Genomic DNA, 12,558 nt, shown 5'->3' with positions numbered 1-12,558 from the left:
ACTAATTCGATCATGCATGCATGGAAAAAGCTCACAGGGTGCCTCCCTCAGGCCCCTCCTCCCTTTCCCATACTTAGACCTGAGCCTAAGATCGAATTTCACTTTTCTTTTGACCAATCGAAGGTCCCGTCATTCCTGACTCCTCCAAATTGATTTTCACCACAACCTCTACCTTTGCTTGTTGAAAATGCTGCGGCCACTCCTCCTTCAATACTTTCCATTGTTGAGGATGTTGACGGTGTACCGACAATCCAAATCCGAGGATATCAGTTCCACGCGCTTGTATTTCCTTTATTACACGCTTGACCTCAGTTGAGGTTTGATCATTCATATACTGCTGCACCATACTAATATTTTTCGTTTGAAATAAGTCGAGATGCGTGTTGTTTTCTCTCAAAACGCCTTTAGCGCCAAGCACAACTTGAATCCGAATGTTATCATTCTCATCCGCAGAAGTTTTAACTTTAGTCGATAAATGATTGATTTCTACCACCATATTTCCCTCTTCAGAAGGAATTTTGACAGTGCGAATTGTACCGTCCAGTTCTCCTTTAATCCATTCCACTATCATGCCTTTCTTCAAGGTCAAATAATTCACTAGTTTGGTATCTTTGTTAAAAACGGCTGTTCCCCACAGCTTCAGCTTCGAATTTGAATCATTTTGTGCTGTGATAACGGGCAACACCGGACAGCTTTCCTCACTAGCATTTGCCATTAAGAACTTCAGTAATGTTAAATCGGGAGTCGTACCTGCTGCCTCATGAATTCTAAAGAAAGCATTAGCCGGAACCTGCTCCAATGGATACGATAAAGATAATAGCTCCGCAGCCGTTCCTCCCTTAACAATAAGGATATCCGTACGCAGACGAACAATGGGGTTGCGGCTATATTCATCAATGATGTTGGACAGCCCTTTCTTTGCTAGTTTTTCACCAATAAGAATGACACGCCGATGACCGGCAAACCAGGCCCGGGATACTTTGGTTTGAAGATCTTTAGCTGCTTCATAGACACTATTCCCGCTTCCCGTAATGGTGAATGAAGCTTTCCGGGCCGCAGATTCACTATCTCCCAATTCTCGCGGGATCGGAAACTGCGCTGTAGCCAGGTAACTTCCATCCTCCTTCAAGTCCATTCCCCAAGCAAATATGAGCGCTTGATTGTTCAGCTCCCTGCGGTCCCAGCATCCTGTAAGGAGTAATACAACAATGATCAGAATCATCCATCGCATGCCCGCTTTAATTAAACTCATCCTTTCTCTGCATACTCTTGCCGCGTATAACGGAAACCAGCCATAATAACAGCGGAATGCCTATCACATTGACCGGTATGACAAACGGAATCCAGAAATGCTGGACATATTCTTTTATAGGAGCCGTCGCATTCTGAGGCAGCAGCGCAAGTACTAGTGTAATTGGAGCAAAAACCCATAATAAGATTCGCCAGTTTTTTATGTTCAGCCATTGGGCAGTACCATACACAGTTATAAATAGAAATAACGAAAGTTTGATAAAAGCGGAAAACAGCCAAATAATAACGAAAAGAATATCGACATTCTGAATAAATCCAAGAACCGATATAAACCGGGTCATCCCAAAAAAAGGCGCCCACATACGCGTAGGTAAAATAGACCCAAATGTCATAATAACCATCATTGAAGCTGCCACAACCAACACAGCTGTAAGAGCCATTCCCCACATCGTTACCGATAATGCTTGCTTCGAATTGGACATAAAAGCAAAAATCATAGTGAACATAATGATGTCGCCATAGAATGCAACGCCCGAAATCGATCCCTGCATGATGTTCTTCCAACCGCTGTCTACGAATACGGGTGTCAAATGATGCCAGTCCAAATGATTGATACTGAGCATGCATGTACCCAAAATAACGACTAAAATGATGGGGCCCATCAGCTCCCCGCAGCGAGCAATGCCAGCCAGCCCTCCAACGAAAATCACATAGATAACAAGGATAAGCAAGGTTACCATAATGACGTATAACGGTGTTTTCGTAAACAAGGTTAAGTAGACGAAATCCGCGGAATTACGCAGCGCCATGCTATTCAAATACACCCACATGATAAAGTAAGGTAAAATAACGATTTTGCCCCCCCATTTGCCCAAAATCGTCTGACTGTATTGTACAAAGGTTTGCTGAGGATACCTCATGCTCAATTTTACAATCAGGAATACAATTCCGAATCCCATGAGTCCGGCAAGCAGCATGGAAATCCATGCATCTTGATTCGCTTCTATCGCTGCGGCAGATACCGCATACAGCATTGTCAGTACAATCTCGATACTGAAAACGAGCCAAAACAACTGCCTTCCAGATATTTGCATCTCAACTATTCCCCTCCCTTTGATGTTACTTAGCACCCTAGCTTTATTTTCGGCTCTCTTTATTCTGAGCGGGATCTTGCCCTGCCGGTGTACGAACCATGTTCTCATCAACTAGAAAGGCAGGCCTTTTATTCATGGTCCAACGAGGCATACGAATAAAAATATCTTTCATATTGCTGGATAAGTTAGGGGCAACAGGCGCTAAGTAGGGAACTCCAAACGAGGTGAGATTTACTAAATGGATAATGAGTGCAATAACTCCAAAACCCACTCCGTAAATGCCCAAGCTGCCAGCTAGCAGTAAGAGCGGAAAGCGCAACAACCGAAATGCTAATCCCAGATTGTATCGAGGTAAAGAGAACGATGCAATCCCGGTAAAAGCAACCACAATTACTGTAGGCGCTGATACGATCCCTGCACGCACTGCAGATTCTCCAAGAACAAGCCCCCCAACCATGCTTACAGCAGAGCCAACCGGCTTAGGCAGCCGAATTCCCGCTTCACGCAGTGCTTCAAAAATAACTTCCATTAGAAGCGTTTCCACTACAGTCGGAAAAGGAACATTTTCACGAGCGGCAGCGATTGTTAACAGCAGTGCCTCTGGAATAAGCTGAGGGTGAAAGGTTGAGGTCGCGACATAAAGAGACGGAAGAAGAAAGGAAACACTTAGCAGTATAAAGCGCAGTAATCGAATCCCGCTTGTATAAATAAAATGCTCATAGTAGTCCTCAGCGGCATGGATCGCAGACCAGATGGTCATCGGAACGATAAGCACAAAGGGCGTGCCGTCAACCATTATCGCAATTCTGCCCTCCAGCAAGCTCGCAACAACAACATCCGGACGCTCCGTATTTTGAACTAAAGGAAAAGGCGAATGCGGCGTATCTTCGATAAATTCCTCAATATATCCCGAGTCTAATATGGCATCCGTCTTTATGCCATTAATCCTCTTGCGTACTTCCTGCAATATGCCGGGTTTGACAATCCCCTCAATATAGGCGATGGACATCCCGGTTTGCGACATCTCACCAACAGTGGTCATTTCGAATTTCAGCTTTGAGCTGCGCATTCTGCGACGTATTAGCGTTATATTGGTAGATATCGATTCCGTGAACCCTTCTCTTGGACCTCGAACGACGGATTCCGTACCCGGTTCCCCGATCGGGCGTTTCTCATACTCACACATGTTGCCAAGCAGCGCTTCTGTTTCTCCCTCGGTAAGCAGGGCAATTTGTCCATTTAGAACTCCCTTTACGATTTGTGAAATATCGTTAACCAGAGCAGTTTGCCTGATTGCGAGCGCCTGCTGAGCAATTAACTCTTTAAAATAAGAAAGCTTGTCCAGCTCTGGATTATGCCATGCTGTGAGAATTGGCTGCAGGAGCATCTCTTCTAATCCTTTTGTGTCCACCAAACCATTTACATAAATGATCAGCACATGCATTCTGCCTTCGATATGGAGAGGACGAAATACGACATCCGAGCAGTTTTGAAAAATCTCTTTCAAATAGGCTTCATTTTGGTAAAGCGAGGGATTTAATTGCTGCTCTGGCAATGCGTCATTCCTATGAATGTTTTCTCCCTTAGCCATAATGCACTCCCCCTGTCAGCTTAGCATTACAAGTTACAGCCCATTCCTTAATTTGTTTTGTTAGCATAACCCATTTATGGAATACCATTCTGTGTGAAAGTCCGTTCGTCCATCCTTTGCTGATTATCTCTCAAAAACGGAACAGAAAAAAACAGCCGATTCATGAGAATCAGCTGCTTTTTTTATTATTTTTTAATTAACGTGAAGTCATCAAATGCAGCCCAATTGCCTGCTGCGGCATTGGAGTGAACCCCGACCGTAATCGTGCCTGTCGTTACATTAATATTATCGATCACAAGCTCCACCCAAGTACCTGTCGAACCAGTAGTCAAGTTCGTGCTGTAAAGAATAGCTCCGCCATAGTTGCTTGCTTCCAGACGCAGGGCGCTTTGTCCGCCGCTGGAGCGGACCCATACCGATGCTTTGTACGTACCGTTAGGCACCGATACGGCTTGGAAAGTGGTTTGCTGATAAGCGGTTGCTGCGAAGTGCGTCAGCTTATAGGAGCCTGTACGCGGAGTATCTGTATCTGCGCTTTGCGCAACGGCTTGGCCTGCCGGACGCCATTCACTCCAATTGCTCAAGCTTCCTGCTTCGAATCCCGGATTAAGCAGCAGATTCGCCGTTGAAGAGGATGCCGTAAAGCTAATGCCATTCAGGTTTAAAGCTCCTTTGTAGATGACGTAAACATCCTGTGTACCACCTGCTCCGGTCAACGCTGCATTATTCGTTGCCCAAGTCTGCCAACCGCCAGTTCCGCCTACAGGCACCGTTCCGAGCAGCGCTCCTGTCGGGCTTCCTGTACGAATCTCAAGTGATGTTGCGGTTGTATAACCGTTTGCAACGCGTGCGCTGACGCCTGTTACCCCGTTCAAATCTACATTTTTGAACATAATCCAGCTGCCGTTGGATGCATTGCCGATATCCAGGCCTCCGCCTGTATCACTTGTTGCTTCCGGTTTGATCGAGAATGCTTCGTTATATGCCGAGGCCTTCAACCCGTACGTGTTCGGAATAATCGTTTGTGTTGTCGACTGCGTTCCGGACCATTTGAAGGTTACGGCAGATTTGCCAGGCAGCGTGTAAGTAAAAGACTGGCCGCCCCATTTCACTTTAAAGGTATTGTTAGAAGTCGTTTCATTGTAAGCGACAAGCACTTTGCTGCCGTCCGGATTTTTCGCTGCCAGGTTATGAATGCCATTGGCATAGCCGGTGGAAGCGATACGTACCGCTCCTGGAACGATATATTTACTGAGGTGGCCCATTGCATAATACGAAGGTCCATATGTTACTGCACCTGTCCCTTGGTTAATCGTAACCAGTCCTGTACAGGTTGTGCAGCCGCCATTTGTTGGACCATTAGCTGTATCCAGTGCCATATTCCATGCAATAAAGTTTTTGGACCAGTGACGAAGCGTCTTCGTCAAGTTTTTCATATCCACGTCAAACTGTCCCGTTGTGGTATCCGTCCAAGTACCGCCTGTACATTCGGTCTCATAGGTGTCCTTGGCCGGGAACAAGTAATGCATGGTGGACATAATCGTCGCTTCGCCGCCGTAGCAATGCCATGCGGTACCCGCAGTGTAGCTTGCGGCAGCCGAATCACTATAGTAAGCAGGAACAAAATCGATATCCCAGTTATGGTCAAAGGCGAAAATTTTGACGTTTTTGCCGCTGAGCGCCGGACCCAAATTATTTTTCACGAAATTGGCCTGTTCCTGCGGCGTCATATACAAACCCGGATATCCTGTTGAAGCCCAGCGCGGCTCGTTATTAGGGGTCACGGCATAGATCGGCACGCCTTTGGCCGCATAGGCATCGATGAAATTAACAAAGTAGGTGGCAAGATCACCATAATGTTCTAGCTTCAAAGTAGCTGTATCTCCGCCAAGCATGGAATTATTGTTTTTCATCCAGCCAGGGGGGCTCCATGGGCTGGCAACAATCTTCAGATTGCTGTTCAATGTCCGTGCCTGCTGCAGTAGAGGAATAATATCAATCTCGTCTTGCGCAATGGAGAAAGGCGAAGTTGGTGTCGGCTTATAGTTGTAATTGCCTACATGAGAGAAGTCGGATGCTCCCATCGTCTGGCGAAGCCAGCTGATCCCGATCCCGCTTGTCGGGCTGAACAGATTCGTCATCAGCGTATTGCGATTGGCTGCTGTAAGCTTCTGATTCATCAGATAACCAGAGGAGTCTGTAATAGATGCGCCAAAGCCGTCAATCGTCTGAAACGTCGAATTTTCATCAACAAAGATTGTATTTGTACTCGAGGCTGTGTCCGTTGCAAATGTCAGGTTGCTCTGGGGCGCCAGCTTTTCCGTTAATGATTCATTCGTGCGCCATACGCTCACCGTTTCTCCTGCAGCAGCTGCTATCTCCGGCTTTGCAATCGATAACGAAGTTACCAGCAGTGAAGTCACCAGTGCTGCGGCCGCCATGCCTTTAAACAAATTAGCCATTTTATTGCCTCCTTTGTTTGTTACTTGCAAATGATTGAGAAGCGTTGATGCTTTATTTGCCCGTCTTTTGCTTCCAGTCGTCCAACTGCTTCTGTACCTCTGCTACGACCTTCTCGATACCTGCTTTTTTGCGCTTCTCGATATATTCAGCCAGCTTCTGCTCGACGTCTGCGGCACCCGTGTTCAGCGGAGGTCCAAATTCGTCGTTAACGGCTTGAATATTGGCAATTTCCGTCTGCACCGGTTCCGGGTCAAAGGTGAAGCCCAGAATCGGGGATGACTTCGCTTCATTGTTTTCCTTCAGCGTCTGCTCGCGCACCGCTGCATCCTGTCCTTCCTGCATATCTGCGAGGAACGTATTGCCGAACACCCAAGTGATATTCGGGTTATAACTGCTGTTCTCATTCATCTTGATCATGTCATTCGAAATTCTGGTATAGTGCTTGCCTTCAATTCCATAGCTCACCAAATTGAGCAGTTCTTTATCTGTATTGAGAAGGTTCAGAAACATAAGAGCGCGCTCCGGATTTTTCGATGTTTGGCTAATGGCCTGCATCGACTGAATAATTGTATTGGTTCCGACAAACGGCTCCGAAGTAGGAACGATGACAATATCCTGTCCGCCGGAAGCGTTCTTCTCTTCTACCTCGCGGCCCGGCTTCAGCACGTTATGGAAGGATACGGCGATCTGGCCTGCTTTCTTCCGGTCATCCAGCGCTTTAACCGTAGGCGCATCCTTATTAATTAGGCCCTTGCTGTACCAGTCATGCATCAGGGTCAGATATTCCTTATACTCCGGTGATTGAATGACGTCCATGACCTTGGACTGGGCGTCATCCCGATAGAGACCCACGATAGCTTCATTCGAGATATATTCGATGTTGTTGTAGGTTGTCTTCATATTCTCGAAGTTGCCGGCGCGTGTGATGCCAAACGGAATGATGTCCGGCTCGTTCTCCTTGATTTTCACAAGGAATGACTCGATATCCTTAATGGACTTGATTGCGCTTGGATCGAGGCCGTACTTGTCCGCGAAGCGCTTCTGGATGAGGAAGCCCTCTTTGTTCGTAATCGTCTGGTAGTTCAGAATGCTGTAGATTTTACCATCCACCTTCAGCGCTTCCCATACCATATCCGGGAACAGTTCCTTCAGCTCGGGTGCATTCTTCTCCAGCAGCGGCCCCAGCTCGACAAACGCGCCGCGCCGCGAATTCTGCGCATAGTTGAACATCCAGAACGAGGTCCAAGCGATATCGAACTCCTCGTTGGCGGCAACCATCGTATTGAGCTTCTGCTCATAGCTTCCTCCGTCTGTCGGCATCAGCTTGATGGTGGCGTTCATTTTCTCCTGTGTAATTTTATTGATAGCATCCTCTACTTCCTTCGTACCCGGCTGCATACTCCATTGCGGGTAATACCAGGTAAGCTGTACCGGATTAAGCTTCGTGCCTTCTGATTCCGCTGCGGTCTGCGTGCTGTTTGCCGGCTTGTTGTTTCCGTTATTGCCCGTACTGCCTCCGCTGCTGCATGCAGACAGCACTAGCGTTAACCCAATCAAAAGCGCAAGTATCCCTTTTCTGTTGTTGTACCCCATCTTTATTGACGACCTCCCTAACTATTTATGGAATACAGCTATGGACAAGCCATGGTCAAGCCCAAGCCGTGTGTTCCCCGTGCTAAAGCTGTTTACTCTTTAAGTGAGCCGACAGTCAGCCCTTTGACAAAATAACGCTGGAAGAACGGGAAAATAAAGAGCATCGGTCCCGCTCCAAGAACCGCTAATGCCATCCTGGTTGTCAAGCTAGGAAATTTAGTGACATCCACACTTCCGCTAAGATGCTGTGAATGAACGGCATAGAATTCAATCGTACTCATGATCCGGTATAAGAGCAGCTGCAGCGGAACGAGACGATCCTGATCGATGAACAACAGCCCTAGCCACCAGTCATTCCAATAAATGAAAGAGATGAACAAGCCAACCGTTGCAAGCGCCGGAGTGGACAGCGGCAATACGATCGTGAAGAAAGCGCGATACTCGCTGGCCCCGTCTATCTTGGCAGATTCGATGACTTCCGCCGGCATCCGGTCAAGGAAGCCCTTCATAATCATGACGTAGAACGGATTTATCAAATAAGGAATAATGAGTACCCACAGCGTATCCTTCAGATGCAAATATTTCACAACGAGAATATAGAATGGAACAAGACCTCCGTTGAACAGCATCGTAAATACAACAAATAAAGTTGTCGCCTTTCTATAGCGGTACTCCTTGCGGGACATGACATACGCAATCATGGCTGTAAGCAGCAGACCAACTATTGTTCCGAGAACAGTTACTGCAATCGTTATGCTGTAGGCATTAAGCAGAATGCCGGGGTTGTTGAATACAGCTGCGTATCCGTCAAGGCTGAACTCTTCTGGGATAAACCGGTATCCATGCTTGACCACGGAACCTTCCTCCGAGAAGGAAATCGATACAACCAGCAGCAAGGGATAGATCATGATGGCAGCCACGATCACCAGAACGGCATGGCTTAACAGGCGAGCGACATTTTTTCTCATAAGAACACCCCTACCACAATGCGTGATCCGAATTCGATTTCTTAATTATCGTATTGGCTGCAATGACAAGCACAAAGCCTACAAGCGATTGGTACAGACCTACTGCCGCCGACATTCCGACATCGCCAACCGTCCTTAACGCACGGAACACATACGTATCGATAACATCCGTCGTCGAATAGAGGAAACTGGAATTGTTCGGAATGAAATAGAATAGGCCAAAGTCTGCCCGGAACATGCCTCCAATTGCCACGATTAGCAATACGACAATTAATGGCGTCAGTAATGGCAATGTAATTTTGCGGATCATCTGCAGCCGGTTCGCTCCGTCGATTTTCGCCGCCTCATAATAGCTCGGGTCTATTCCGATCATTCCGGCATAATAGACGAGCGTGGAGAAGCCTAGCGTCTTCCATAAGTTAACGGCGTTCAGAATATACGGCCAGCGGTCAGGCTCTTGATACCAGTTGATCGGCTCATGACCGAACAGCCTCCATATATGATCCAGCAGCCCCCGGTCCTGCTCGAGAAAAGCCAGCACGATATAGCCGACAACCACCCAGGACAAAAAGTACGGAAGGAACAACGCGCTCTGGTAGAACTTCACCGCCTTGCCGCTCATCTCATTCAGAAGCAAGGCCAATAGTAATGCGCACACTAATGTAATGAGAATAAAACCGCTGTTGTACAACACGGTATTACGGGTAACTCTCCACGCATTATCGGAAACAAAGAAGAAACGGAAATTGTCGAGGCCGTTCCATTCGCTCCCGAAAATCCCCTTGTCGAACCGGAACTTCTTGAACGCAACAATGAGTCCAATCAAAGGCAAGTAGCTGAAAATCAACTTAAACAGCAGCGCCGGCAGGCTCAGAATAAAGAGATCCCTATTCCTGCGAAAATATCTTTTGCGATTCGGCTTATTGGGCTTGCTGAGTATGATCGCTTCGTTTTTCACGTTTTACATTCACCTCCCCTTGCTGCCGTATTTGAAAGTCGCAGCTGTCATAGGCCCATTTAAGCAGACGGGAAGGCTTCTCTTCTACTGAACATATTGCACTTTTCTCTATTTTAGCTTGCACTATCGGCATATTTCTCCTATCACCTGAGAGGGGAAAAAAGAAGCCCTGAATTCTCGCGTTTCTATTGAGATTCAGAGCTTTCAGACCGTTATTTATCAGGCGCTATGACTTTGCGGAGCCTGTAGTTTTTCGGTGAAGTACCGTATTTGCTCTTAAATAGTTTGAAAAAATAGCTTTGCGAGCGGTAGCCCGCCTGCTCCATCACTTCATTAATGGTGATATCCTTCGTCTCAAGCAGCTCGAGCGCCCGCTCCAGACGGAAATCATTCAGGTATTCGGTAACGGTCATACCCGTGCTTTGCTTGAACTGCCTGCCGATATAAGCGGAAGACATCTTAAGCAGCTGAGCCATCCCATGGAGGCTGAAGTCCGGGTCCATACTATTCTCGGCGATCATATCCTTCATCGTCCGGGCCAGAATATCGGCCTTTTCCGCCTCTGCCGGATTGTCCTGCTCGGACAGCTGCAGCGCAAGCGACTGGAACAAAGCCTTGATCTCCTCCGCCGTTTCCTGCTTAAGCACTTCCTGGTGGAAAGCCCGGATATCAATCTCGAGAGGCCGCAGCCTGTGTTCGTTCATTTCACTAATCGTCTTTGTCACAGTCACCGTCATATGCATAACAGCGTTCATAAACTGCGTGTAGGTCAGAATCGAAGCGTATGCGAAATAAGAGTCAAAATCTTTGGCCAGCTCCGTGCTGTTTCCCATACGGAGATGCTCGGTCATCAGCTTTTCAATGTGAGTCGCCTGATGCAGATCCTCATGCCGTTCCTCCGCCTTCACTAGATCTGCCGTAATAAGGACGGAGCTGCCCAGCAGCATCCGGTATTGCATCAATTGCTGCGCTTCAAGGTATGCCCCCGCTATCTCCGTGCAGCTCTCAAATGGACGGGCAAGTGAAACCGTCGTAGACAGCTTGTAATAGCTTTGAATGACAGCTTGCATTTCACTAATTGCCGCTTTAATCGGTTCTATAGCATTTGCCGGTCTTGATAGAGAGACTATAAAAACAAACTGGTTATCCCCCATCTCAATCCATGCTGGCTTCCCATGCCGGGACAGCAGCTCATCGGTGATATTGCCCAGCGCAAACCGGTATATTCGCTGCTCTTCCGTACTTGCCTGAAGCATCGATTGCTCGAACTGATCAATTTTGCAAATTCCGATGAGAAACGGCCCTTCTGCATCCAGCGGAAGCTGATACTCCTCAAGCAGCTGTCTGAATCTCTCTTCCGTTAGCCCGGAGCCTCTGCTCAATATACTGCGGATGTGGAAATCCTCAATAATTTTCCGGTTTCGGGTATGCTGCCGTTCCGCGCTATCCGCCTTATCAGCCATAGATGCGTAACTGGCGGCAAGATATGACCATTCATCCTTTTGCAGACCGGATTTGGCTTCAGGAGGAAATGCTCCCCGCACCTGCCTCACCATCGTATCAACAGGACGGTAAAGCCTTGTTGAAATAATAAGAGCAATAATCGCTGACAGCAGCAAAAATAAAGCGGTTACAATAATGAGCATATTGCGGACTCCATACAGCTCGCGGAACGCATAATCATAGGACTGGATGCTGATCGCCTTCCAGTTGTATTTGCCAAGCGACATGACGGTCACGATAGACTTATTGTCTCCCCGGCCATAGGTGAACGTCTCAAACTCCGCTTCACTATTCTGAATCCGTTCGTTAATACGATCAGGCAGATAATCCGCCAGCCGGTTATCGTTGGAATAAAGCGAGCCATTGCCGTCCATCAGCAGCACAGAGCTGCTTTTGTCATAGGCCAGATCGTTAATGACTTTAATGTTGTTAAAAATCCATTCCGGCTTTACATTCAGAATCAGCTTGCTCTGCTCCGTCTGATTGGCCTTATCGTCATACATCATATACGAGAAGAAATCGATGGCTGCCTGCGAATCTCCCGTAATCTTCATCGGGACAAGCCGCATTTTCTGCAGATTAGATTTATTGCCCAACTGCATTTCGAACCGCTCGATCTCGCCGTTCAGATTATCCTGAAATTTGCGGTTAGTAGATAGATAAGTATCGGTATAGCAGTTATACAGAATAATAGAGTACAGATAAGTAGAGGAATCCGCCACCTTGTCCAGCTTCGCCAGCTTAATGGCAATATCCTCATAGCTGAAAGTCTTGCTATATAAAATCGGGATGACCTCATTGTCGAAGTAAAGAGACATCATTAAATTTTTCAAAATTTCATCCATGTACTCTACGTTATACTTGACCTGCGCTAGGACTTTGCGGTTCGCCTCGGTCTGGATACGGAGCGTCGAACTCTTCATATTCCAATATAAAGTAGAAGCAAATACACATAGAATAGCGACAATAAAAGCAATTAGAGACCATAAGATTCGCTGCAAATATTTGCGGGAACGAAACGAAATCAACATCCTACAATTCCTCCTGGCAGACTGAAGTCACCGCTTTCTAAAGCATAGAGGGCTATCCCAGTTAGGGAACAGCCCTTGAAAAATTACGTTATGCAGTTTATTCGAA

At 47.0% G+C, this 12,558-nt stretch carries 8 protein-coding genes; all 8 read right to left on the bottom strand.

Annotated elements, in window-relative coordinates; genetic code table 11:
• Positions 1-85 precede the first annotated feature (85 nt).
• The 8 genes from IEX98_RS04410 to IEX98_RS04375 all read right to left on the bottom strand — a co-directional run bounded on the left by IEX98_RS04410 (position 86) and on the right by IEX98_RS04375 (position 12,452).
• Complete coding sequence (locus IEX98_RS04410) at positions 86-1,252, bottom strand: Ger(x)C family spore germination protein (RefSeq protein WP_188887678.1); 1,167 nt, start codon at positions 1,250-1,252, stop codon at positions 86-88.
• Complete coding sequence (locus IEX98_RS04405) at positions 1,239-2,345, bottom strand: GerAB/ArcD/ProY family transporter (protein ID WP_188887677.1); 1,107 nt, start codon at positions 2,343-2,345, stop codon at positions 1,239-1,241. Before IEX98_RS04405 ends, IEX98_RS04410 begins: the two co-directional genes overlap by 14 nt.
• Positions 2,346-2,388: 43 nt before the next feature.
• Positions 2,389-3,936, bottom strand: a complete 1,548-nt coding sequence (locus IEX98_RS04400) for a spore germination protein (RefSeq protein WP_188887676.1) — start codon at positions 3,934-3,936, stop codon at positions 2,389-2,391.
• Positions 3,937-4,121: 185 nt separating this feature from the next.
• Positions 4,122-6,398, bottom strand: coding sequence for a carbohydrate-binding protein (locus IEX98_RS04395; protein ID WP_188887675.1), 2,277 nt, complete (start codon positions 6,396-6,398; stop codon positions 4,122-4,124).
• 52 nt (positions 6,399-6,450) lie between these two features.
• Positions 6,451-7,992 carry an ABC transporter substrate-binding protein gene (locus IEX98_RS04390; protein WP_188887674.1) on the bottom strand — a complete coding sequence of 514 codons (1,542 nt, stop codon included), beginning with the start codon at positions 7,990-7,992 and terminating at the stop codon, positions 6,451-6,453.
• Positions 7,993-8,084: 92 nt separating this feature from the next.
• Positions 8,085-8,960 carry a carbohydrate ABC transporter permease gene (locus tag IEX98_RS04385; protein WP_188887673.1) on the bottom strand — a complete coding sequence of 292 codons (876 nt, stop codon included), beginning with the start codon at positions 8,958-8,960 and terminating at the stop codon, positions 8,085-8,087.
• 10 nt (positions 8,961-8,970) lie between these two features.
• Positions 8,971-9,918: an ABC transporter permease gene (locus IEX98_RS04380; RefSeq protein WP_188887672.1), complete on the bottom strand. Its 948-nt coding sequence runs from the start codon at positions 9,916-9,918 to the stop codon at positions 8,971-8,973.
• A gap of 212 nt (positions 9,919-10,130) precedes the next feature.
• Positions 10,131-12,452: a response regulator transcription factor gene (locus tag IEX98_RS04375; RefSeq protein ID WP_188887671.1), complete on the bottom strand. Its 2,322-nt coding sequence runs from the start codon at positions 12,450-12,452 to the stop codon at positions 10,131-10,133.
• Between the last annotated feature and the right edge of the window lie 106 nt (positions 12,453-12,558).

The organism is Paenibacillus radicis (ex Gao et al. 2016) (assembly GCF_014641555.1).
GTDB classification, from domain to species: domain Bacteria; phylum Bacillota; class Bacilli; order Paenibacillales; family Paenibacillaceae; genus Pristimantibacillus; species Pristimantibacillus radicis.
Note: the sequence above shows the minus strand (reverse complement) of the source record. Positions and strands in the feature narration are given on the sequence as shown.